The following is a 22732-nucleotide window of genomic DNA, read 5'->3' as shown; positions in this document are numbered from 1 at the left end:
CCACCCACGAAAAGCTCAGCGTGGCGTCACACCCGCATTGTTGCTGCCGTTATCGATTCGTGTCACTCGCCTGTGGACAACTGTCCGTGATATGTCGGCGTTATGACCTTTTGGGTACCCGCAGACCTGAAATCAACAGCGAAACGACAGTGAAAGACAGCGGCCGACAGCGGCCGTGATGCGTTACGCGGGGTCGATCTCGCGCAGCAGACCCGTCTTCACGTCGAAGACGAAGCCGCGCACGTCGTCGGTGCGCACCAGGAACGGCGAGGTGCGCACGCGCTGCATCGACTGCCGTACGTCCTGGTCGACGTCCCGGAAGGCCTCCACGGCCCAGGCCGGACGCTGGCCGACCTCCATCTCCAGCTCGTGGCGGAACTCCTCGGTGAGGGTCTCCAGACCGCAGCCGGTGTGGTGGATGAGCACCACGCTGCGGGTGCCCAGCGCCCGCTGGCTGATGGTGAGCGAGCGGATCACGTCGTCGGTGACGACCCCGCCCGCGTTGCGGATCGTGTGGCAGTCGCCGAGCTCCAGGCCGAGTGCGGCGTGCAGGTCGAGGCGGGCGTCCATGCAGGCGACCACGGCGACCTGCAGGACGGGGTGGGCGTCCATCCCGGGGTCGGCGAACGCGGCGGCGTACCGCCCGTTCGCCTCGACGAGGCGGTCGGTGACCGTGCCCTCGGTTATGGCGCCTTCGGGCCCTGCGGGAACCGATGCAGAAGTCGTCATAACCATGACGGTACTGGTCACGGCCGTCCCGGTCCTCCTGTGAGAAGGGAAAAAGAGCGTCATCACGTCCTCTTTGTGAGGTAAGCCACAGGGGTGAGAGGGGGACGTCCGTGCGAGTGGTTTCCACGGGTTCGCCGCTTCGCGCGCGTACCGGGCCGCGACGCGCAGGCCGGTTGATTGACCGCGAGACAGCGTGGACTAAAGTGACGCGAAGCGGGAGGCCGCCCTCCGACGGCGCGGACGGCGTTCTCCCTGCTGGATTCGAACCCGCGCCGGCAGGCCTTCCCCTCACCGGAGGGCGGGGACCGGCGGTGCGTATCTCCCGCCGGATCTGAGAGGCCCCCTTGAGCCAGAGTCGACACGTCCCGGTGATGCTCCAGCGGTGCCTGGACCTGTTGGCCCCCGCACTGCAGCGGCCCGGAGCGGTCGTCGTCGACTGCACGCTCGGCCTCGGCGGACACAGCGAGGCCCTGCTGACGCAGTTCCCCGAGGCCCGGCTCGTCGCCCTCGACCGCGACAAGGAGGCCCTGCGCCTGTCCGGCGAGCGCCTCGCCCCCTTCGGTGAGCGCGCCACCCTCGTGCACGCGGTCTACGACGAACTCCCCGACGTACTCGAGCGGCTCGGCCTCGCGCGCGTGCAGGGCGTCCTGTTCGACCTCGGCGTCTCCTCCATGCAACTCGACGAGGCCGACCGGGGCTTCGCCTACGCCCAGGACGCCCCCCTCGACATGCGTATGGACCAGACGACCGGCATCAGCGCCGCCGAGGTCCTCAACACCTACGCGCCCGGCGAACTCGTCAGGATCCTGCGGGCGTACGGCGAGGAGAAGCAGGCCAAGCGGATCGTCTCGGCCGTCGTGCGCGAACGCGACAAGGAGCCCTTCGCCAACAGCGCCCGGCTCGTCGACCTGATTCGCAACGCGCTTCCGCAGGCTGCCAAGCGCACCGGCGGCAACCCGGCCAAGCGCACCTTCCAGGCCCTGCGCATCGAGGTCAACGGCGAGCTCTCCGTACTGGAGCGGGCGATCCCGGCCGCGGTGCAGACGCTCGACGTGGGCGGGCGGATCGCCGTCCTGTCGTACCACTCGCTGGAGGACCGGCTGGTCAAGCAGGTGTTCGCGGCGGGCGCCGCCAACACCGCGCCGCCCGGACTGCCCATCGTGCCCGAGCGCTACCAGCCCCGGCTCAAGCTGCTCACCCGCGGTGCCGAACTTCCCACCGAGGAAGAGGTCGCCGAGAACCGGCGTGCCGCCCCGGCGCGACTGCGCGGGGCCGAGCGGATCAGGGAGTCCATCGAATGAGGGACGTGGGACGAGCGCAGCGACGGGCGCGGGTTGGAAAACCGAACTCAGGGGAGGGTGAGTGAGCAGGAAACCCGAACTGAAGGGGCGGGCGGCCCGGTTCGCGCGTCTCTTTCCCGCAGGCCCGCGCCAGGCGGCCCGCACCCCGTTCGTCCTCCTCGTCGTCCTTCTGCTCGGCGGCGGCCTCATCGGACTGCTCGTGCTGAACTCCGCGCTCAGCGAGGGCTCGTTCAAGATGGACGACCTCCAGAGGGACACCAAGAGCCTCACCGACGAGGAGCAGGCGCTCCAGCGGGACATCGACTCCTACTCCGCCCCGGACGCCCTCCAGCGCCGCGCGAGCGAACTCGGCATGATCCCCGGCGGCGACCCCGCCTTCCTCGACCCCGACGGCACGGTGAAGGGCGTTCCCACGGCCGCCGCCCTGCGGCCCACACAGGACGCCGCCGTACGGCCGCCGGAGGCCATCACGCTCTCCCAGACGATCGCGTCCCCGCCGCCGCCCGCCCCGAGCGTCTCGCCCGTGCCGAACGCCTCGCCCGCACCGGGCGTCTCTCCGGTGCCGGGCTCCGCTCCCTTGCAGAGCGCGGCCCCCGTTCCGACCGCAGCCACCCCCACGACCCCCGGCAGGTGACGGAAGTGTCCGACAGGGAACCGCCGCGCCGGCGCGTGCCCGGCCCCGCCCGGCCCGCCCGCCCCGCGTCCGCCCAGCGGCGCCCCGGCCCCGGCGCCCGCCCGGCCCGCCGCCCCGCCCCGCCCCGCCCCACGGCTCCGAAGGTCATCCGGCTCGGCAGCCCCCGCCCCCGGCTGCGCATGGTCGGCCTCGCGCTGGCCCTGGTGCTGACCGCCTTCGTCGTACGCCTGCTGCAGGTGCAGGCCGTCGACGCGAGCACGTACGCCGCCAAGGCCGAGCAGAACCGGTACGTCGGCCAGGTGCTGGCCGCCGAGCGCGGCGAGATCACCGACCGCAGCGGCATCGCCTTCGCGACCAGCGAGGACGCCTACGACATCACCGCCGACCCCACGATGTTCGCCCCCGACCAGCTGAAGATCGACGACGGCCCCGAGCAGGCGGCCGCGCTCCTGGCGCCGATCCTCGGCCAGGAGCAGTCCGCGCTCGTCAAGAAGCTGCGCCCCAAGAACTCGGCCACGCGCTACGCCAAGCTCGCCGGCCGGCAGACCCCGCAGGTCTGGAAGCAGATCAAGGACCTGAAGGCCGCGCTCACCGCGAAGGCCGACTCGGACGGCGTCACGGTCAACGTCCTCGCGGGCGTCTTCTCCGTTCCCAGCAGCAAGCGCGTGTACCCCAACGGCGATCTCGCCGCCGGGATACTGGGCTGGGTCAACGCCGAGGGAAAGGGCGGCGGCGGCATCGAGCAGCAGCTGAACACCACCCTCGCCGGCAAGGACGGCAAGATCCGCTACGCCCAGTCCGGCGGCCGCCAGGTGCCCACCGCGGGGGGTTCCACGGAGACCCCCGCGGTGCCTGGCTCCGACGTCGAGCTGACCATCGACCGCGACATCCAGTGGGCCGCGCAGAACGCCATCACCGAGCAGGTGAAGGCCTCCAAGGCCGACCGCGGATACGTCGTCGTCCAGGACACCCGCACCGGCGAGATCCTCGCCATGGCCAACTCGCCCGGCTTCGACCCCAACGACCTCACCCAGGCCAACTCGGCGGACATGGGCAACGCGGCGCTCCAGGACGTCTACGAGCCCGGCTCCACCGCCAAGGTCATGTCGATGGCCGCCGTGCTGGAGGAGAACGTCGCCACGCCGCTGACGCACGTCACCGTGCCCAACCGGCTGCACCGGGGCGACCGGCTCTTCCAGGACGACATCGACCACGCGACCTGGTACCTCACGCTCAACGGCGTGCTCGCCAAGTCGAGCAACATCGGCACCATCCTGGCCACCGGAGAGCTCGGCAAGACCCAGGCCGACGCCAACCGGGTCCTCTACTCCTACCTGCGCAAGTTCGGCATCGGCAGCCCCACCGGCGTCGGTTTCCCCGGCGAGACGCAGGGCATCCTCGCCGCGCCGCAGAAGTGGTCGACCTCGCAGCAGTACACGATTCCTTTCGGCCAGGGCATGTCGCTCAACGCGCTCCAGGCGGCCTCCGTCTACTCGACGATCGCCAACGGCGGCGTCCGCGTCGCACCCTCCCTGGTCCGCGGCACCCAGGGTCCCGACGGACGCTTCACGCCCGCCGCCGCGCCCAAGAAGTCCCGGGTGATCAGTCAGAAGACGGCCAAGACCCTCGCCCAGATGCTGGAGTCGGTCGTGGACGACGAGCAGGGCACCGGCGCCAAGGCGCGCATCCCCGGCTACCGCGTCGCGGGCAAGACCGGTACCGCCAACCGCGTGGATCCGGCCACCGGCAAGTACAAGGGCTACACCTCGTCGTTCGCCGGCTTCGCGCCCGCCGACAACCCCCGCGTCACCGTCTACTGCGCCATCCAGAACGCCACCAAGGGCAGCTACTTCGGCGGCCAGATCTGCGGCCCCATCTTCAAGCAGGTGATGGAGTTCTCCCTGAAGACCCTGCAGATCCCGCCCACCGGGGCGAAGGCCGCGAACCTTCCGGTCTCCTTCATCCCCTGAACCCCTGACGTCCCTGAACCCAGCCCATCACTGTTCAGCCCACTGTTCAGCGCCGAACAAGCCAGGAACCTGCCCCGTGACCATGATCACTCCCGATCCCGGGAACCACGCATCTCCCGGTTCCCCACCCGCCTCCTCGCTTCGCCCCCGGGCGGGTGCGCCCGGTACGCTCACGGCCGTGCCACACGCCGATCAGCCCCAAACCACCCAGAAGGGCGCTTCCGTGACATATCCGGGACCGCCGCGACCGGCCCAGGTCTCCGCCACACCCTTCGCGGAGCTCGCCGGTCAGCTGGGTGTCGCCGTCGCGGAGCGCGCCGCGGACGTCACGGGCATCACCCATGACTCCCGCGCCGTCCGCCCCGGCGACCTGTACGCCGCCCTCCCGGGCGCCCGCCTGCACGGCGCCGACTTCGTCACCCAGGCCGCGGGCCTGGGCGCGGTCGCCGTCCTGACCGACCCCACCGGCGCCGAGCGCGCCGCCGCGACCGGCCTGCCGGTCTTGGTCGTGGACGACCCGCGCGCGCGGATGGGCGAGCTGGCGGCCACCATCTACGGCCGTCCGGGCCGCGACCTGCTCCAGATCGGCATCACCGGCACCTCCGGCAAGACCACGACCGCGTATCTGGTCGAGGGCGGTCTGAAGACGGCCCGGTCGACCGGGCTCATCGGCACCGTCGAGACGCGCATCGGCGAGACGCGCATCAAGTCCGAGCGCACCACCCCCGAAGCCACCGACCTCCAGGCCCTGTTCGCCGTCATGCGCGAGCAGGGCGTCGAGGCGGTCGCCATGGAGGTCTCCAGCCACGCGCTGGTCCTCGGCCGGGTCGACGGCTGCGTCTTCGACGTCGCCGTCTTCAACAACCTCAGCCCGGAGCACATGGAGTTCCACTCCGGCATGGAGGACTACTTCCAGGCCAAGGCGCAGCTGTTCACGCCGGAACGCAGCCGGCTCGGCGTGGTCAACCTCGACGACGAGTACGGCCGCCGGCTCGCCCGCGAGGCCACGGTCCCGGTCGTCGGCTTCTCCGCCGAGGGCCACCCCGACGCCGACTGGCGCGCGCTCGACGTCCAGATCGGCCCGATGGACTCCACGTTCACCGTCGTCGGCCCCGACGGCGTCCGCATCGCCGCCAAGTCGCCGCTGCCCGGCCCCTTCAACGTGGCCAACACCCTCGCCGCGATCGTCGCCCTCGCCGCCGCCGGCCTCGACCCGCAGACCGCCGCGCACGGCGTCGCCGCCGTGCCGGGCGTGCCGGGCCGGCTGGAGCGCGTGGACGCGGGGCAGCCCTATCTCGCGGTCGTCGACTACGCGCACAAGACGGACGCCGTCGAGTCGGTCCTCAGGGCGCTGCGCAAGGTCACCAAGGGCCGGCTGCACATCGTCCTGGGCTGCGGCGGCGACCGGGACCGGACCAAGCGCGGCCCGATGGGCGCGGCCGCGGCCCGGCTCGCCGACATCGCCGTGCTGACCTCCGACAACCCCCGCTCCGAGGACCCCCTCGCGATCCTCGCGGCCATGCTCGAGGGCGCGGCGTCCGTGCCCGCGCACGAGCGCGGCGAGGTGCTCCTCTTCGAGGACCGGGCCGCCGCGATCGCCGCGGCCGTCGCCCGGGCGCACGCCGGGGACACCGTGCTGGTCGCGGGCAAGGGCCATGAGCAGGGCCAGGACATCGCCGGAGTGGTCCGTCCGTTCGACGACCGCCAGGTGCTTCGCGAAGCTATCCAGCAGACCCAGGGATGAACTTGTGATCGCCCTCTCCCTCGCCGAGATCGCAGCAGTCGTCGGCGGGCAGACGTACGACATACCGGATCCGTCCGTCGAGGTCACCGGACCGGTCGTCCGGGACTCCCGTGAGGTGGAGCCCGGCAGCCTCTTCGTCGCCTTCGCCGGCGAACGCGTGGACGGCCACGACTTCGCGGCCGCGGTCGTCGAGGCGGGTGCGGCGGCCGTGCTGGCGTCGCGGCCGGTCGGCGTGCCCGCGATCGTCGTGGACGACGTCCAGGCGGCGCTCGGCGCCCTCGCACGGCACGTGGTGCACCGGCTCGGCGCGACCCTCGTCGCCCTCACCGGCTCCGCGGGCAAGACCAGCACCAAGGATCTGATCGCGCAGGTGCTGCGGCGCAAGGCGCCCACGGTCTTCACCCCCGGCTCGCTCAACAACGAGATCGGACTGCCGCTGACCGCCCTGTCCGCCACCGAGGAGACGAAGTTCCTCGTGCTGGAGATGGGCGCCCGCGGGATCGGTCACATCCGCTACCTCGCCGATCTGACACCTCCGAAGATCGGCCTTGTCCTCAACGTCGGCACCGCCCACATCGGCGAGTTCGGCGGCCGCGAACAGATCGCACAGGCAAAGGGCGAACTCGTGGAGGCGCTTCCCGCGGCGGCCGAGGGCGGTGTGGCGATCCTCAACGCCGACGACCCGTTGGTCCGGTCCATGGCCTCCCGTACGACCGCGAAGGTGGTCCTTTTCGGAGAGTCCGGCGAAGCGGACGTACGCGCCGAGAACGTACGACTCACGGACAGCGGACAGCCCGCCTTCAGCCTTCACACACCCTCCGGGTGCAGCGATGTGACCATGCGCCTGTACGGTGAGCACCACGTGTCGAACGCGCTCGCCGCGGCCGCCGTCGCTCATGAGCTGGGCATGTCCGCGGAAGAGATCGCCACCGCGCTCTCCGAGGCAGACACCCTCTCCCGCTGGCGGATGGAGGTCACCGAGCGCCCGGACGGCGTGACGATCGTCAACGACGCCTACAACGCGAACCCCGAGTCCATGCGAGCGGCCCTGCGTGCGCTGGCAGCGATGGGCGAGGCCTCACGGGCACGGGGGGGACGGACCTGGGCGGTGCTCGGCAAGATGGCCGAGCTCGGGGACGAGGCGCTCGCCGAGCACGACGCGGTCGGACGGCTCGCCGTCCGGCTCAATGTCGGCAAGCTCGTCGCGGTCGGGGGCAGGGAAGCCGCCTGGCTGCAATTGGGCGCATATAACGAGGGTTCGTGGGGTGAGGAGTCGGTGCACGTGTCCGACGCACAGGCGGCGGTCCACCTGTTGCGCAGCGAGTTGCGCCCGGGGGATGTCGTACTCGTGAAGGCGTCCCGTTCGGTCGGTCTGGAGAGCGTCGCGCAGGCGCTGCTCGAGAGCGGTGCCGAGGGTGAGGTTGTCGCCCGATGATGAATCAGATCCTGTTCGCGGGCGTCATCGGCCTCTTCCTGACGCTGATCGGCACCCCGCTGCTGATCAAGCTGCTGGCCCGCAAGGGCTACGGCCAGTACATCCGCGACGACGGCCCGCGTGAGCACGCGAGCAAGCGCGGTACGCCGACCATGGGCGGCATCGCCTTCATCTTCGCGACCGTCGCCGCGTACTTCCTGTCCAAGGTGATCACCGGCAAGCCGCCGACCTACTCGGGTCTGCTGGTGCTCGGTCTGATGTGCGGGATGGGCCTGGTCGGCTTCCTGGACGACTACATCAAGATCGTCAAGCGGCGTTCGCTGGGGCTGCGGGCCAAGGCCAAGATGGCCGGCCAGCTGATCGTCGGCATCGCCTTCGCGGTGCTCTCCCTGCAGTTCTCGGACAACCGGGGCAACACCCCGGCCTCCACCAAGCTTTCGTTCATCACGGACTTCGGCTGGACGATCGGCCCGGTGCTGTTCGTCGTCTGGGCGCTGTTCATGATCCTCGCGATGTCCAACGGCGTGAACCTGACGGACGGTCTGGACGGCCTGGCCACCGGCGCCTCCGTGCTCGTCTTCGGCGCGTACACGTTCATCGGCGTCTGGCAGTACCAGGAGTCCTGCGCCAACGGCGAGACGCTGACCAACCCCAGCGCCTGTTACGAGGTGCGCGATCCACTGGACCTCGCGGTCATCGCCTCCGCGCTGATGGGAGCCTGTCTCGGCTTCCTGTGGTGGAACACCTCGCCGGCCAAGATCTTCATGGGCGACACCGGTTCGCTGGCGCTCGGCGGCGTGCTCGCGGGTCTGGCGATCTGCTCCCGCACCGAGCTGCTGATCGCCCTTCTCGGCGGCCTGTTCGTGCTGATCACGATGTCGGTGGTCATCCAGGTCGGCTCCTTCAAGCTCACCGGAAAGCGCGTCTTCCGGATGGCGCCACTCCAGCACCACTTCGAACTCAAGGGCTGGTCCGAAGTCCTTGTCGTGGTCCGCTTCTGGATCATCCAGGGCATCTGTGTGATCGTCGGACTGGGTCTCTTCTACGCGGGATGGGCAGCAGACAAGTGACCGACTGGCAGGGGCCTTCCTGGGAGGGCGCGCACGTCACCGTCGCCGGGCTCGGCGTCTCCGGCATCCCGGCGGCCAAGGTGCTGCACGGGCTCGGCGCGAAGGTCACCGTCGTCAACGACGGCGACGACGCACGCGCGCGTGAGCAGGCCGCCGAGCTCCGGGCCCTGGGCGTCACCGTGCGCCTCGGCGACGGAGCGACCCTGCCCGAGGGCACCGAACTCGTCGTCACCGCGCCCGGCTGGAAGCCCGACAAGCCCCTGTTCACGGCGGCCCACGCGGCCGGAGTGCCGGTCTGGGGCGACGTCGAGCTGGCGTGGCGCCTGCGCGGCCCCGAGGCGGCTCCCTGGCTGTGCGTCACCGGCACCAACGGCAAGACGACCACCACCCAGATGCTGGCCTCCATCCTGAAGGCGGCCGGCCTGCGCACCGCGGCCGTCGGCAACATCGGCGTCTCGCTGTTGGACGCGGTCCTCGGCGAGGAGAGCTACGACGTCCTGGCGGTGGAGCTGTCGAGCTATCAGCTGCACTGGGCGCCGTCCCTGCGCGCCCACTCGGCCGTCGTGCTGAACCTGGCCCCGGACCACCTCGACTGGCACGGCTCCATGGAGGCGTACGCCGCCGACAAGGGCCGCGTCTACGAAGGCAATCGGATCGCCTGCGTCTACAACGTCGCCGACAAGGCCACCGAGGACCTGGTGCGCGCCGCGGACGTCGAGGAGGGCTGCCGGGCCGTCGGGTTCACGCTCGGCACCCCGGGCCCGTCCCAACTCGGCGTCGTGGAGGGCATCCTGGTCGACCGCGCCTTCGTCGAGAACCGGCAGCAGAACGCCCAGGAACTCGCCGAGGTCACGGACGTCGATCCGCCGGCCCCGCACAACATCGCCAACGCCCTTGCGGCGGCGGCCCTCGCCCGGGCCTTCGGGGTGCCCGCCAAGGCCGTACGGGACGGTCTGCGGGCCTTCACGCCGGACGCCCACCGCATCGCCCATGTGGCGGACGTGGACGGCGTCGCGTACGTCGACGACTCCAAGGCGACCAACACCCATGCGGCGCAGGCCTCGTTGGCGGCCTACGAGTCGATCGTCTGGATCGCCGGCGGGCTGGCCAAGGGCGCGACCTTCGACGAGCTGGTCGCCTCCTCGGCGAAGCGGCTGCGCGGGGTCGTGCTCATCGGCGCCGATCGCGCCCTGATCCGCGAAGCCCTGGCGCGACACGCCCCGGAAGTACCGGTCGTCGACCTCGACCGGACCGACACTGGGGCGATGCTCGCGGCTGTCCAGGAGGCTTCGCGCCTCGCCGTCGAAGGCGACACGGTGCTCCTCGCCCCGGCCTGCGCCTCCATGGACATGTTCGTCAACTACAACCAGCGCGGTGACGCGTTCGCTCAGGCCGTTCGCGAACTCGGCGCCTGACCCGGCCGCCTGCCGGGCGACCTTGGGAGGGAACGCGTGGGACCGTCACGGCGTACAGCGGAGAAGCCGGCGCCCGGTGGCCGCACCGGGCATCCGGCCGTCCGCCGGACGAACCGGCCCGCCGCCTCCCGCCCGCCGCGCCGCGACAACCCCCTGCGGCAGCTCTACACCCGCGCCCAGAAGGCCTGGGACCGGCCGCTGACGGCCTACTACCTGATCATGGGCGGCAGTCTGCTGATCATCGTGCTCGGGCTGGTGATGGTCTACTCGGCCTCCCAGATCACCGCGCTGCAGATGTCGCTGCCGGGATCGTTCTTCTTCCGCAAGCAGTTCCTGGCCGCCTCCATCGGGGCCGCGCTGCTGCTGGCCGCCTCCCGGATGCCGGTGAAGCTGCACCGGGCGCTCGCCTACCCGATCCTGGCCGGCGCCGTCTTCCTGATGGCCCTGGTGCAGGTGCCGGGGATAGGGATGTCGGTCAACGGCAACCAGAACTGGATCTCGCTCGGCGGCTCCTTCCAGATCCAGCCCAGCGAGTTCGGCAAGCTCGCGCTGGTGCTGTGGAGCGCCGACCTGCTCGCCCGCAAGCAGGACAAGAAGCTGCTGGCCCAGTGGAAGCACATGCTGGTGCCGCTCGTCCCGGTCGCGTTCATGCTGCTCGGGCTGATCATGCTCGGCGGCGACATGGGCACGGCGATCATCCTCACCGCGATCCTGTTCGGCCTGCTGTGGCTGGCCGGGGCGCCCACCCGGCTCTTCGTCGGAGTGCTGTCGGTCGCCGCCACCATCGGGGTCGTCCTGATCAAGACCAGCCCGAACCGCATGGCCCGGCTCTCCTGCATCGGCGCCACCGAGCCCCGCTCCGGCGCCGCCGACTGCTGGCAGGCCGTGCACGGGATCTACGCCCTGGCCTCCGGCGGGATCTTCGGCTCAGGGCTGGGGGCGAGTGTGGAGAAATGGGGACAACTCCCCGAAGCGCACACCGACTTCATCTTCGCCGTCACCGGTGAGGAACTGGGTCTCGCGGGGACGCTGTCGGTCCTCGCCCTGTTCGCGGCTCTAGGCTATGCGGGTATCCGCGTGGCCGGACGCACGGAGGACCCCTTCGTGAGGTATGCCGCGGGAGGCGTGACCACCTGGATCACGGCACAAGCCGTGATCAACATCGGTGCGGTGCTCGGCCTGCTGCCGATCGCCGGCGTCCCGCTCCCGCTGTTCTCCTACGGGGGTTCCGCCCTGCTGCCGACCATGTTCGCCATCGGGTTGCTGATCGCCTTCGCGCGCGACGAACCCGCTGCGCGGGCGGCGCTTGCGATGCGGCACCCCCGTTTTGGTAGAAAGCGGGGGACCGGGGGCCCGGTGCTCGATCGGAGTCCCCGGAGATGGAACACGATGAGACGGCGTGCCTCGGCGGCGCGTTCGTCCGGAGAGCGGTGAATTTCGGTGCATGTCGTACTCGCTGGTGGGGGGACCGCCGGCCACATCGAGCCCGCGCTCGCCCTCGCGGACGCACTGCGCAGGCAGGACCCCACCGTGGGGATCACGGCCCTGGGCACGGAACGCGGTCTGGAGACCACGCTCGTTCCGCAGCGGGGCTACGACCTCGCGCTGATCCCGGCCGTGCCGCTGCCGCGCAAGCCCACCCCCGAACTGATCACCGTACCGGGCCGGCTGCGCGGCACGATCAAGGCCGCCGAGCAGATCCTGGAGCGCACCAAGGCGGACTGCGTCGTCGGCTTCGGCGGTTACGTGGCCCTGCCCGGCTACCTGGCCGCCAAGCGCCTCGGCGTGCCGATCGTCGTCCACGAGGCCAACGCCCGCCCCGGCCTGGCCAACAAGATCGGCTCGCGCTACGCGGCCCGGGTCGCGGTCTCCACGCCCGACAGCAAGCTGCGCGACGCCCGCTACATCGGCATCCCGCTGCGCCGCACCATCGCCACCCTCGACCGCGCCGCCGCCCGCCCCGAGGCCCGTGCGATGTTCGGCCTCGACCCCAACCTGCCGACGCTGCTCGTCTCCGGCGGCTCGCAGGGCGCCCGCCGCCTCAACGAGGTCGTCCAGCAGGTCGCGCCGTGGCTGCAGCAGGCCGGCATCCAGATCCTGCACGCGGTCGGCCCGAAGAACGAACTGCCGCACGTCCAGCAGATGCCGGGGATGCCCCCCTACATCCCGGTACCGTACGTGGAACGCATGGACCTCGCGTACGCCGCCGCCGACATGATGCTCTGCCGCGCGGGCGCGATGACCGTCGCCGAACTCTCCGCCGTCGGACTCCCGGCCGCCTACGTCCCGCTGCCCATCGGCAACGGCGAACAGCGGCTGAACGCCCAGCCGGTGGTCAAGGCCGGCGGCGGACTGCTCGTCGACGACGCGGAACTGACGCCCGACTGGGTCCGGGAGAACGTCCTGCCCGTGCTCGCCGACCCGCACCGGCTGTACGAGATGTCCCGCGCCGCCAGCGAGTTCGGCCGCCGGGACGCCGACGACCTGCTCGTCGGGATGGTGTACGAGGCGATCGCCGCCTCACGGGCACACCGTTAGGCACGTTCGACGAAAGGGCAGGGAGTGTGGCCGGATCCGCCACCGCCGAGCGCGGTGCACGCCAACAGGAGTCGTCCGGCCCGCCCCTCGTCCGGAGGTTGGGCCCCCGCCGGCTTCGTATGATCATCATCCTCGTGCTCGCCGTCGTCCTTCTCGGTGCGGGCGGCGTCTGGACGTTGTACGGCTCGCAGTGGCTGCGCGTCGAGCGGGTCTCCGTGTCGGGGACGAGCGTGCTGACGCCGCAGCAGGTGCGCGAGGCCGCCGACGTGCCGGTCGGATCCCCGCTCGTCTCCGTCGACACGAGGGCGATCGAGACGCGCCTGCGCCGCGAACTCCCCCGGATCGACGACGTCGACGTGGTGCGTTCCTGGCCCCATGGAATCGGCTTGAAAGTGACCGAGCGTAAGCCGGTTCTGCTGGTTCAAAACGGTTCGAACTTCGTGGAAGTGGACGACGAAGGAGTCCGCTTCGCCACGGTTTCCGAAGCCCCGAAAGGCGCGCCGCTGCTGAAAATGGCCGTTTCCTCGTCGGGTTCGGGCGCCGCGAGCCTGCGCCGCTTCGGCCAGGACCGACTGGTGCGCGAGGCGGTGCGGGCGGTCGGCGACCTCCCCGCCGCCGTCGCGAAGGAGACCCAGGCCCTCAAAGTCCGTTCCTACGACGACATCTCGCTGGAGTTGGGCGGTGGCCGCACGGTGGCGTGGGGCAGCGCCGAGAAGGGCGCCGCGAAGGCGCGTACGCTCACCGCTCTCATGAAAGCATCTCCCGCCGCACGGCACTTCGATGTCAGCGTCCCCACCGCCCCTGCGTCATCGGGGAGTTGACGCACATCCGCGCAGGCCAGCACCCTGGTTGGGCAGTGACATGGCTGATCACATAGGGTGAAAAGAAAAACGGGAGGTTCGGCGTGTTCGTTGAACGGGCGCCACTTGTCGACTTAGTGTCCTGTTCAGAAGACTCCAAGGAACAGACACACTGGTAACCCTAAACTTCAGCGTTAGGGTTCGGGTCGGCGAAACGGACCGTCCCATTCGGCATCAGTCGTCGGATCGCATCCCCTGCGAGGCGACGACACGTAACTCGAGGCGAGAGGCCTTCGACGTGGCAGCACCGCAGAACTACCTCGCAGTCATCAAAGTCATCGGTGTCGGCGGCGGTGGTGTCAATGCCATCAACCGGATGATCGAGGTCGGTCTCAAGGGCGTCGAGTTCATCGCCATCAACACGGACGCCCAGGCGCTGTTGATGAGCGACGCCGACGTCAAGCTCGACGTCGGCCGCGAACTGACCCGCGGACTCGGCGCCGGCGCCAACCCGGCCGTCGGCCGCAAGGCCGCCGAGGACCACCGCGAGGAGATCGAGGAGGTCCTCAAGGGGGCCGACATGGTCTTCGTGACGGCCGGCGAGGGCGGCGGCACCGGCACCGGCGGCGCGCCCGTCGTGGCCAACATCGCGCGCAACCTCGGCGCCCTCACCATCGGCGTGGTCACCCGCCCCTTCACCTTCGAAGGACGGCGCCGGGCCAACCAGGCAGAGGACGGCATCGCCGAACTCCGCGAAGAGGTCGACACCCTCATCGTCATCCCCAACGACCGTCTGCTGTCCATCTCCGACCGCCAGGTCTCCGTCCTCGACGCCTTCAAGTCGGCGGACCAGGTCCTGCTCTCCGGCGTTCAGGGCATCACCGACCTCATCACCACCCCCGGCCTCATCAACCTCGACTTCGCCGACGTCAAGTCGGTCATGTCCGAGGCCGGTTCGGCCCTCATGGGAATCGGCTCGGCCCGCGGCGACGACCGCGCGGTGGCCGCCGCCGAGATGGCGATCTCCTCGCCGCTCCTGGAGGCCTCCATCGACGGCGCCCGGGGCGTCCTGCTCTCCATCTCCGGCGGCTCCGACCTCGGCCTGTTCGAGATCAACGAGGCCGCCCAGCTGGTCAGCGAGGCCGCCCACCCCGAGGCCAACATCATCTTCGGTGCGGTCATCGACGACGCCCTCGGCGACGAGGTCCGGGTCACGGTCATCGCGGCCGGCTTCGACGGGGGCCAGCCCCCGGCCCGCCGGGACACCGTCCTCGGCTCGTCCTCGACCTCGCCCCGCCGCGAGGAGCCCACCCCGGTACGGCAGTCCGACAGCCGTCCGTCCTTCGGCTCGCTCGGCAGCGTGACCCCGAGGGAGGACCCGGAGCCGGCCCCCGAGCCGGTGGCCGACCTCCCGGTCTCCCCGCCGGTGCCGCCGTCGCGGACCTACTCGGACAGCGCGGCCGAGGAGCTGGACGTGCCGGACTTCCTGAAGTGATAGGACAGCGCGAGAGCGTGAGCGGCGCGCACTTCGCCTTCACCGACCGGTGGGGCGGGGTGAGCGCCGCTCCGTATGAGGAGCTCAACCTCGGCGGCGCGGTCGGCGACGACCCCGCCGCCGTACGCGCCAACCGCGAACTGGCCGCCAAGTCGCTGGGGCTGGACCCGGTGGACGTCGTGTGGATGAACCAGGTGCACGGGGCGGACGCGGCGGTCGTCGAGGCGCCCTGGGGCGAGCGGCCCGTGGCGGAGGTCGACGCCGTCGTCACCGCGCGGCGCGGACTCGCCCTCGCGGTGCTCACCGCCGACTGCACGCCCGTGCTGCTCGCCGACCCGGTCGCCGGGATCGTCGCCGCGGCGCACGCGGGCCGGCCCGGCATGGTCGCCGGGATCGTCCCCGCCGCCGTACGCGCCATGACGGACCTCGGCGCCGACCCCCGGCGGATCGTCGCCCGCACCGGACCCGCCGTCTGCGGCCGGTGCTACGAAGTGCCGGAGGCGATGCGCGCCGAGGTGGCCGCCGTCGAGCCGGCGGCGCACGCCGAGACCAGTTGGGGCACGCCCGCGGTCGACGTGACCGCCGGAGTGCACGCCCAGCTCGACCGGCTCGGGGTGCGCGACCGGGAGCAGTCGCCGGTGTGCACCCGGGAGTCGAAGGACCACTTCTCGTACCGCCGCGACCGCGCCACGGGGCGACTCGCGGGATATGTCTGGCTGGACCGATGAACGTGACGGATCGCAGGGACGAACTCGCCGCGAACCTGGCGAAGGTCGAGGAGCGCATCGCCGCCGCCTGCGCGGCCGCCGGACGGGCGCGGGACGAGGTGACCCTGATCGTGGTCACCAAGACCTACCCGGCGAGCGACGTACGCATTCTGTCGGAACTCGGCGTGCGTCACGTCGCCGAGAACAAGGACCAGGACGCGGCGCCCAAGGCGGCCGAGTGCTCCGATCTGCCACTTCGGTGGCACTTCGTCGGCCAGCTGCAGACCAACAAGGTGCGATCCGTGGTCGGTTACGCGGACTTCGTGCAGTCCGTCGACCGGTCCCGGCTGGTGACCGCGCTGTCGAAGGAGGCGGTACGGACCGATCGCGAGGTCGGCTGCCTCGTGCAGGTCGCGCTCGACGCCGGCGAGAGCGGGCGGGGCGAGCGCGGCGGGGTGGCGCCCGGCGGGATCGAGGAGTTGGCCGACCTCGTCGCCGGCTCTCCGGGGCTGCGGCTCGACGGACTGATGACCGTCGCACCTTTGACCGGGGAGTACGCGGGGCGCCAACAGGCGGCGTTCAGGCGGTTGATGGATTTGTCGACTGACCTGCGCCGAGCCCATCCGGCTGCGAACATGGTCTCGGCAGGGATGAGTGCGGACCTCGAGGAGGCCGTGGCGGCTGGGGCGACACATGTGCGCGTCGGCACTGCGGTACTCGGAGTCCGCGCCAGGCTCGGGTAACGTCGCCAAGAAGTCGGACCACAGCAGAAAATATGGTCATTACCGCCGGAAGGCGGGCACAAGGGCCACGTGGATCGCGGGACTTGGCAACCGTCAGCCGATCCACCACAGAGCGGAGGACTCAGAGCATGGCCGGCGCGATGCGCAAGATGGCGGTCTACCTCGGCCTCGTGGAGGACGATGGGTACGACGGCCGGGGATTCGACCCCGACGACGACTTCGAACCCGAGCTCGACCCGGAACCCGAGCGGGATCACCGGCGACACGAGCCGTCCCACCTGTCACACGGCGCACATCAGTCCCAAAGGGACGAAGAGGTGCGAATCGTGCAACCCCCCGCCCCGCGCGAGCCGGTGGCCCGATCCGCCGCGTCCGTCGCGGATTCCGGGCGCCCGGCGCGCATCGCGCCCGTGGCATCCATCACACAAGAACGTCAGTCCCTGGAGAAGAACGCACCGGTGATCATGCCCAAGGTCGTGTCGGAACGAGAGCCGTACCGGATCACCACGCTCCACCCCCGGACCTACAACGAGGCCCGTACCATCGGGGAACACTTCCGTGAGGGCACCCCGGTGATCATGAATCTGACTGAGATGGATGACACAGACGCGAAGCGACTTGTCGACTTTGCGGCCGGTTTGGTGTTTGGTCTTCACGGCAGCATCGAGCGGGTGACGCAGAAGGTGTTCCTGTTGTCGCCTGCTAACGTCGATGTCACGGCGGAGGACAAGGCCCGCATCGCAGAGGGCGGGTTCTTCAACCAGAGCTGAGACGCAAGACCGGAAACGGCAGTACAAAGAAGTACGAAGCAGTACAGAGCGGCACGGAAACTGGGGAGAGGGAAGCACCGAACATGAGCGTGGTCCTGGATGTCGTCTACATCGCGCTGATGGTCTTCCTCATCGTGCTCATCTTCCGGTTGGTCATGGACTACGTCTTCCAGTTCGCCCGCTCATGGCAGCCCGGCAAGGCGATGGTGGTCGTTCTGGAGGCCACCTACACTGTCACCGATCCACCGCTCAAGCTTCTACGGCGGGTCATCCCGCCGTTGCGTCTCGGGGGCGTGGCGCTCGACCTGTCCTTCTTCGTACTGATGATCATCGTCTACATCCTGATCTCGATCGTGAGCCGGCTGTGATCGATGTGAACTACCGTCTTGCCGATGCCGACGACTACGTTGAGGTGAAGAGATGCCGTTGACCCCCGAGGATGTGCGGAACAAGCAGTTCACGACCGTCCGCCTCCGAGAAGGCTATGACGAGGACGAGGTCGATGCCTTCCTCGACGAGGTCGAAGCCGAACTGACCCGCCTGCTCCGCGAGAACGAGGACCTGCGCGCCAAACTGGCCGCGGCGACGCGTGCTGCTGCTCAGAACCAGCAGAACATGCGCAAGCCCCCGGAGCAGCAGGACCAGCAGCAGGGTGGCATGCCGCAGCAGGGCATGCCCCAGGGCGGCGGCATGCAGCAAGGCGGTATGCAGCAGGGCGGCATGCAGCAGCAGGGCATGCAGCAGGGCGGCATGCCCCAGGGAATGCAGCAGGGCGGCATGCAGCAAGGCGGCATGCAGCAGCAGGGCATGCCCGGACAGGGAATGCCGCAGCAGGGCATGCGAGGCCCGGGCGCCCCGGTGCCCGCCGGCATATCGGGCCCGCCGCAGCAGCAGATGGGCGGCCCCATGGGCGGCCCGCCCCAGCTGCCGAGCGGTGCGCCGCAGCTGCCCGCCGGTCCCGGCGGCCAGGGCGGCCCGCAGGGCCCCGGCCCGATGGGTCAGGGTCCGATGGGTCAGGGTCCGATGGGCCAGGGCCCCATGGGCGGTCCGATGGGCCAGCCCCCCATGCAGCAGCAGATGGGCGGTCCGATGGGCGGCCCCATGGGTGGTCCCATGGGCGGCCCCGGTCAGGGCCCCGGCGGCGACAGCGCCGCTCGTGTCCTCTCGCTGGCCCAGCAGACCGCCGACCAGGCGATCGCCGAGGCCCGTTCCGAGGCCAACAAGATCGTCGGCGAGGCCCGCAGCCGCGCCGAGGGCCTCGAGCGCGACGCCCGCGCCAAGGCCGACGCGCTGGAGCGGGACGCGCAGGAGAAGCACCGCGTCGCCATGGGCTCCCTGGAGTCCGCCCGCGCCACGCTGGAGCGCAAGGTCGAGGACCTGCGCGGCTTCGAGCGCGAGTACCGTACGCGTCTGAAGTCGTACCTCGAGTCCCAGCTGCGTCAGCTGGAGACCCAGGCCGACGACTCGCTCGCTCCGCCGCGCACCCCGGCCACGGCCTCTCTGCCGCCGTCCCCGGCGCCTTCCATGGCCCCGGCCGGCGCAAGCGCCCCGTCCTACGGCGGTGGCCAGGGCATGGGCGCGCCCAGCCCGGCCGCTCCGTCCTACGGCGGGCAGCAGCAGATGTCCCCGGCGATGACTCAGCCGATGGCTCCGGTACGTCCGCAGGGTCCCTCCCCGATGGGCCAGGCTCCCTCGCCGATGCGCGGCTTCCTCATCGACGAGGACGACAACTGACGGCCAGTAGTACGCCTTAGGCGTCGGCAGCGTTCAAAGGGCGGGCCCCGGATTTCCGATCCGGGGCCCGCCCTTTTTACGCGTGTTGACGATGTTGACGGTGGCGCGGGCGCCGCCGGATCTACGGAAGGGCCCGGTCCCCTCGGGGGACCGGGCCCTTCCGTGCGCCCTTACGCCTTGTCGTTCCTTTTACTGTGCCTTGCTGTGCCCTGCTCCCTGCTATGCCTTGCGCAGGCGGAACGTCAGGGTCAGGCCCTCGTCGGTGAACGGGGCGCCGTAGGCGTCGTCCGCGTTGCCCTCGGCGAAGTCTGTGGCGAGGACCTCGTCGGCGATCAGGGCCGAGTGACCGGTCAGGGCGTCGACGGTCGCCGGGTCGGTGGCCGTCCAGCGCAGCGCGATGCGGTCGGCGACGTCGAGGCCGCTGTTCTTGCGGGCCTCCTGGATCAGGCGGATCGCGTCACGGGCCAGACCGGCGCGGCGCAGCTCCTCGGTGAGCTCCAGGTCGAGGGCGACCGTGGCGCCGGAGTCGGAGGCGACCGACCAGCCCTCGCGCGGGGTCTCCGTGATGATGACCTCGTCGGGGGTGAGGGCGATGGTCTCGCCGTCGACCTCGACCGACGCGGCCCCCTCGCGCAGGGCGAGGGACAGCGCGGCCGCGTCGGCGTTCGCGACGGCCTTCGCCACGTCCTGGACGCGCTTGCCGAACCGCTTGCCCAGGGCGCGGAAGTTGGCCTTGGCGGTGGTGTCGACCAGCGATCCGCCGACTTCGGAGAGGGACGCCAGGGACTCGACGTTCAGCTCCTCGGTGATCTGCGTGTGCAGTTCGGGGGAGAGGGCGTCGAAGCCGGTGACCGCGATGAGGGCGCGGCGCAGCGGCTGACGGGTCTTCATGCCCGACTCCGCGCGCGTGGCGCGGCCCAGCTCCACCAGCCGGCGGACCAGGACCATCTGCTTCGACAGCTCCGGGTCGATGGCGGTGAGGTCCGCCTCCGGCCAGGAGGCCAGGTGCACGGACTCCGGGGCGGACGGGGTGACCGGGGCGACGAGGTCCTGCCAGACCCGCTCGGTGATGAACGGGGTCAGCGGGGCCATCAGCTTGGTGACCGTCTCGACGACCTCGTGCAGGGTGCGCAGCGCGGCCTTGTCGCCCTGCCAGAAGCGGCGACGGGAGCGGCGGACGTACCAGTTGGAGAGGTCGTCGACGAAGGCCGAGAGCAGCTTGCCGGCGCGCTGGGTGTCGTAGGCCTCCAGAGCCTGCGTCACCTGGTCGGTGAGCGCGTGGAGTTCGGAGAGCAGCCAGCGGTCCAGTACGGGGCGGTCGGCCGGGGCCGGGTCGGCCTCGGAGGGGGCCCAGCCGGACGTACGGGCGTACAGGGCCTGGAAGGCGACCGTGTTCCAGTACGTCAGGAGCGTCTTGCGGACGACCTCCTGGATGGTGTTGTGGCCCACGCGGCGGGCCGCCCACGGCGAGCCGCCGGCCGCCATGAACCAGCGCACGGCGTCGGCGCCGTGCTGGTCCATCAGCGGGATCGGCTGCAGGATGTTGCCCAGGTGCTTGGACATCTTGCGGCCGTCCTCGGCGAGGATGTGCCCGAGACAGACGACGTTCTCGTACGACGACTTGTCGAAGACCAGGGTGCCGACGGCCATCAGCGTGTAGAACCAGCCGCGGGTCTGGTCGATGGCCTCGGAGATGAACTGCGCCGGGTAGCGGGACTCGAACAGGTCCTTGTTCTTGTACGGGTAGCCCCACTGCGCGAACGGCATCGAACCCGAGTCGTACCAGGCGTCGATGACCTCCGGCACGCGCGTGGCCGTCTTTCCGCAGCCCTCCTGCGGGCAGGCGAAGGTGACGGCGTCGATGTACGGGCGGTGCGGGTCCAGCTCCGACTGGTCGGCGCCGGTCAGCTCGCCGAGCTCCGCGCGGGAGCCGACGACGGTGAGGTGGTCGTCCTCGCAACGCCAGATGGGCAGCGGGGTGCCCCAGTAGCGGCTGCGGGACAGCGCCCAGTCGATGTTGTTGTTCAGCCAGTCGCCGAAGCGGCCGTGCTTGACCGTGTCCGGGAACCAGTTGGTCTTCTCGTTCTCCTGGAGGAGGCGGTCCTTGACGGCGGTCGTGCGGATGTACCAGGACGGCTGCGCGTAGTAGAGGAGCGCGGTGTGACAGCGCCAGCAGTGCGGGTAGCTGTGCTCGTACGGGATGTGCCTGAAGAGGAGGCCGCGCTGCTGGAGGTCCTCGGTGAGCTTTTCGTCCGCCTTCTTGAAGAAGACGCCGCCGACCATCGGGACGGACTCCTCGAAGGCGCCGTCCGGGCGGACCGGGTTCACGACCGGCAGGCCGTACGCGCGGCAGACCTTGAGGTCGTCCTCGCCGAAGGCGGGGGACTGGTGGACCAGACCGGTGCCGTCCTCGGTCGTGACGTACTCGGCGTTCACCACGTAGTGGGTTTTCACGTCCGCCGGGAACTCGACCAGCTCGAACGGACGTTGATAGGACCAGCGCTCCATTTCGGCGCCGGTGAAGGTCTGGCCGGTGCTCTGCCAGCCCTCGCCGAGCGCCTTGGCGAGCAGCGGCTCGGCGACGACGAGCTTCTCCTCGCCGTCGGTCGCGACGACGTAGGTGACGTCGGGGTGCGCGGCGACGGCCGTGTTGGAGACCAGGGTCCAGGGGGTCGTCGTCCAGACGAGGAGCGCGGCCTCGCCGGCGAGCGGACCGGAGGTGAGCGGGAAACGGACGTACACGGAGGGGTCGACGACCGTCTCGTAGCCCTGGGCCAGCTCGTGGTCGGACAGTCCCGTGCCGCAGCGGGGGCACCAGGGGGCGACGCGGTGGTCCTGGACCAGCAGGCCCTTGTTGAAGATCTCCTTCAGCGACCACCAGACCGACTCGATGTACTCGGGGTCCATCGTGACGTAGGCGTCGTCGAGGTCGACCCAGTAGCCCATGCGGGTCGTCAGCTCGGAGAAGGCGTCGGTGTGGCGCAGCACGGACTCGCGGCACCGGGCGTTGAAGTCGGCGATGCCGTAGGCCTCGATGTCCTTCTTGCCGGCGAAGCCCAGCTCCTTCTCGACCGCCAGCTCCACCGGGAGGCCGTGGCAGTCCCAGCCGGCCTTGCGGGCCACGTGGTAGCCGCGCATGGTGCGGAAGCGGGGGAAGACGTCCTTGAAGACGCGTGCCTCGATGTGGTGGGCGCCCGGCATGCCGTTGGCGGTGGGCGGGCCCTCGTAGAACACCCACTCGGGGCGGCCCTCGGACTGCTCCAGGCTCTTGGCAAAGATCTTCTGCTCGCGCCAGAAGTCGAGCACCGCGTGCTCGAGGGCGGGCAGGTCGACCTGGGCGGGCACCTGGCGGTACTGCGTCATCGATCTTCCTCCGGCGGACGTACTGCCTTCCGTCGGAGGGACGAGAGCTGTCTTTCCTGTCTACGCCGTGTGCGGCGCGCTCCCGCGGTACCACCCTCCTTGGCCCTCCGGTGCGTCCTGTGCGCCGGTGAGCCCCCTCATTGGGGTCGCGATGCCGGTTCTACCAGCCCTTCTCGGGCCTTCTTCCGGCGGCTCCGGGGTGATCTTCACGTCGCGCTCGCCCCCGGGCTTCCACCGTCCCCGGGTCGCTCTGGGCTGCGTACGCCGCTACTCGTCCCCATCCA

Annotated in this window: 18 protein-coding genes; 16 read left to right on the top strand and 2 right to left on the bottom strand. The window is 70.4% G+C overall.

From position 1 onward, the window contains the following. Positions 1 to 183 precede the first annotated feature (183 nt). Positions 184 to 729: a carbonic anhydrase gene (locus OG562_RS10125; protein WP_266396007.1), complete on the bottom strand. Its 546-nt coding sequence runs from the start codon at positions 727 to 729 to the stop codon at positions 184 to 186. Positions 730 to 1073: 344 nt separating this feature from the next. Between OG562_RS10125 and rsmH the strand changes: the two genes are divergently transcribed. The 16 genes from rsmH to OG562_RS10045 all read left to right on the top strand — a co-directional run bounded on the left by rsmH (position 1074) and on the right by OG562_RS10045 (position 19085). Continuing rightward, the gene (gene rsmH, locus OG562_RS10120) at positions 1074 to 2030 is read left to right on the top strand and encodes a 16S rRNA (cytosine(1402)-N(4))-methyltransferase RsmH (RefSeq protein WP_266396006.1); all 957 of its coding nucleotides are present in this window, start codon (positions 1074 to 1076) and stop codon (positions 2028 to 2030) included. Between the two features lie 61 nt (positions 2031 to 2091). Further along, positions 2092 to 2664 (top strand): septum formation initiator family protein, encoded by a 573-nt coding sequence (locus OG562_RS10115; protein WP_266396004.1) that lies wholly within the window; start codon positions 2092 to 2094, stop codon positions 2662 to 2664. A 5-nt stretch (positions 2665 to 2669) separates the two neighbouring features. After that, positions 2670 to 4634 carry a penicillin-binding protein 2 gene (locus tag OG562_RS10110; protein WP_323187498.1) on the top strand — a complete coding sequence of 655 codons (1965 nt, stop codon included), beginning with the start codon at positions 2670 to 2672 and terminating at the stop codon, positions 4632 to 4634. 223 nt (positions 4635 to 4857) lie between these two features. Then, the gene (locus tag OG562_RS10105; RefSeq protein WP_266396000.1) at positions 4858 to 6378 is read left to right on the top strand and encodes a UDP-N-acetylmuramoyl-L-alanyl-D-glutamate--2,6-diaminopimelate ligase; all 1521 of its coding nucleotides are present in this window, start codon (positions 4858 to 4860) and stop codon (positions 6376 to 6378) included. A 4-nt stretch (positions 6379 to 6382) separates the two neighbouring features. After that, on the top strand, positions 6383 to 7813 hold the full coding sequence (gene murF / locus OG562_RS10100) for a UDP-N-acetylmuramoyl-tripeptide--D-alanyl-D-alanine ligase (RefSeq protein WP_266395998.1): 1431 nt from the start codon (positions 6383 to 6385) through the stop codon (positions 7811 to 7813). Then, entirely contained in the window at positions 7810 to 8883 is a 1074-nt protein-coding gene (gene mraY / locus OG562_RS10095) for a phospho-N-acetylmuramoyl-pentapeptide-transferase (RefSeq protein WP_266395997.1), read from the top strand. Before murF ends, mraY begins: the two co-directional genes overlap by 4 nt. Beyond that, entirely contained in the window at positions 8865 to 10298 is a 1434-nt protein-coding gene (gene murD / locus OG562_RS10090; protein ID WP_266395996.1) for a UDP-N-acetylmuramoyl-L-alanine--D-glutamate ligase, read from the top strand. Before mraY ends, murD begins: the two co-directional genes overlap by 19 nt. 36 nt (positions 10299 to 10334) lie before the next feature. Further along, positions 10335 to 11732, top strand: a complete 1398-nt coding sequence (ftsW, locus tag OG562_RS10085; protein ID WP_266395995.1) for a putative lipid II flippase FtsW — start codon at positions 10335 to 10337, stop codon at positions 11730 to 11732. 6 nt (positions 11733 to 11738) lie between these two features. Next, a complete protein-coding gene (murG, locus tag OG562_RS10080; RefSeq protein ID WP_266395994.1) occupies positions 11739 to 12836 on the top strand; it encodes an undecaprenyldiphospho-muramoylpentapeptide beta-N-acetylglucosaminyltransferase in 1098 nt (365 codons plus the stop codon). A gap of 26 nt (positions 12837 to 12862) precedes the next feature. Then, on the top strand, positions 12863 to 13657 hold the full coding sequence (locus tag OG562_RS10075; protein WP_266395993.1) for a cell division protein FtsQ/DivIB: 795 nt from the start codon (positions 12863 to 12865) through the stop codon (positions 13655 to 13657). Positions 13658 to 13934: 277 nt separating this feature from the next. After that, complete coding sequence (gene ftsZ / locus OG562_RS10070; protein WP_266395992.1) at positions 13935 to 15131, top strand: cell division protein FtsZ; 1197 nt, start codon at positions 13935 to 13937, stop codon at positions 15129 to 15131. Beyond that, positions 15128 to 15859: a peptidoglycan editing factor PgeF gene (gene pgeF, locus OG562_RS10065; protein ID WP_266395991.1), complete on the top strand. Its 732-nt coding sequence runs from the start codon at positions 15128 to 15130 to the stop codon at positions 15857 to 15859. The genes ftsZ and pgeF overlap by 4 nt, the downstream gene beginning before the upstream one ends. A gap of 2 nt (positions 15860 to 15861) precedes the next feature. Continuing rightward, complete coding sequence (locus OG562_RS10060; protein WP_266409146.1) at positions 15862 to 16581, top strand: YggS family pyridoxal phosphate-dependent enzyme; 720 nt, start codon at positions 15862 to 15864, stop codon at positions 16579 to 16581. Positions 16582 to 16709: 128 nt separating this feature from the next. After that, on the top strand, positions 16710 to 17351 hold the full coding sequence (locus tag OG562_RS10055; protein WP_266395990.1) for a cell division protein SepF: 642 nt from the start codon (positions 16710 to 16712) through the stop codon (positions 17349 to 17351). 83 nt (positions 17352 to 17434) lie between these two features. After that, positions 17435 to 17719 (top strand): YggT family protein, encoded by a 285-nt coding sequence (locus OG562_RS10050; protein WP_020129925.1) that lies wholly within the window; start codon positions 17435 to 17437, stop codon positions 17717 to 17719. Between the two features lie 52 nt (positions 17720 to 17771). Further along, a complete protein-coding gene (locus OG562_RS10045; RefSeq protein WP_266395985.1) occupies positions 17772 to 19085 on the top strand; it encodes a DivIVA domain-containing protein in 1314 nt (437 codons plus the stop codon). Positions 19086 to 19304: 219 nt separating this feature from the next. On the opposite strand, the gene ileS is transcribed toward OG562_RS10045, so the two are convergent. Then, positions 19305 to 22448 (bottom strand): isoleucine--tRNA ligase, encoded by a 3144-nt coding sequence (ileS, locus tag OG562_RS10040; RefSeq protein ID WP_266395984.1) that lies wholly within the window; start codon positions 22446 to 22448, stop codon positions 19305 to 19307. Positions 22449 to 22732 lie beyond the last annotated feature (284 nt).

The sequence above is a fragment of the Streptomyces sp. NBC_01275 genome (assembly GCF_026340655.1).
Lineage (GTDB): Bacteria > Actinomycetota > Actinomycetes > Streptomycetales > Streptomycetaceae > Streptomyces.
The sequence above is the reverse complement of the archived record's forward strand: the minus strand, read 5'-3'. Positions and strand labels throughout refer to the sequence as shown.

What these genes read in the sequence shown, in the direction of transcription:
- OG562_RS10045 (WP_266395985.1), top strand. Translation starts at nt 17,772, where the DNA reads ATGCCGTTGACCCCCGAGGATGTGCGGAACAAGCAGTTCACGACCGTC.
- ileS (WP_266395984.1), bottom strand. Translation starts at nt 22,448, where the DNA reads ATGACGCAGTACCGCCAGGTGCCCGCCCAGGTCGACCTGCCCGCCCTC.
- mraY (WP_266395997.1), top strand. Translation starts at nt 7,810, where the DNA reads ATGATGAATCAGATCCTGTTCGCGGGCGTCATCGGCCTCTTCCTGACG.
- OG562_RS10050 (WP_020129925.1), top strand. Translation starts at nt 17,435, where the DNA reads ATGAGCGTGGTCCTGGATGTCGTCTACATCGCGCTGATGGTCTTCCTC.
- OG562_RS10055 (WP_266395990.1), top strand. Translation starts at nt 16,710, where the DNA reads ATGGCCGGCGCGATGCGCAAGATGGCGGTCTACCTCGGCCTCGTGGAG.
- OG562_RS10125 (WP_266396007.1), bottom strand. Translation starts at nt 729, where the DNA reads ATGACGACTTCTGCATCGGTTCCCGCAGGGCCCGAAGGCGCCATAACC.
- murD (WP_266395996.1), top strand. Translation starts at nt 8,865, where the DNA reads ATGGGCAGCAGACAAGTGACCGACTGGCAGGGGCCTTCCTGGGAGGGC.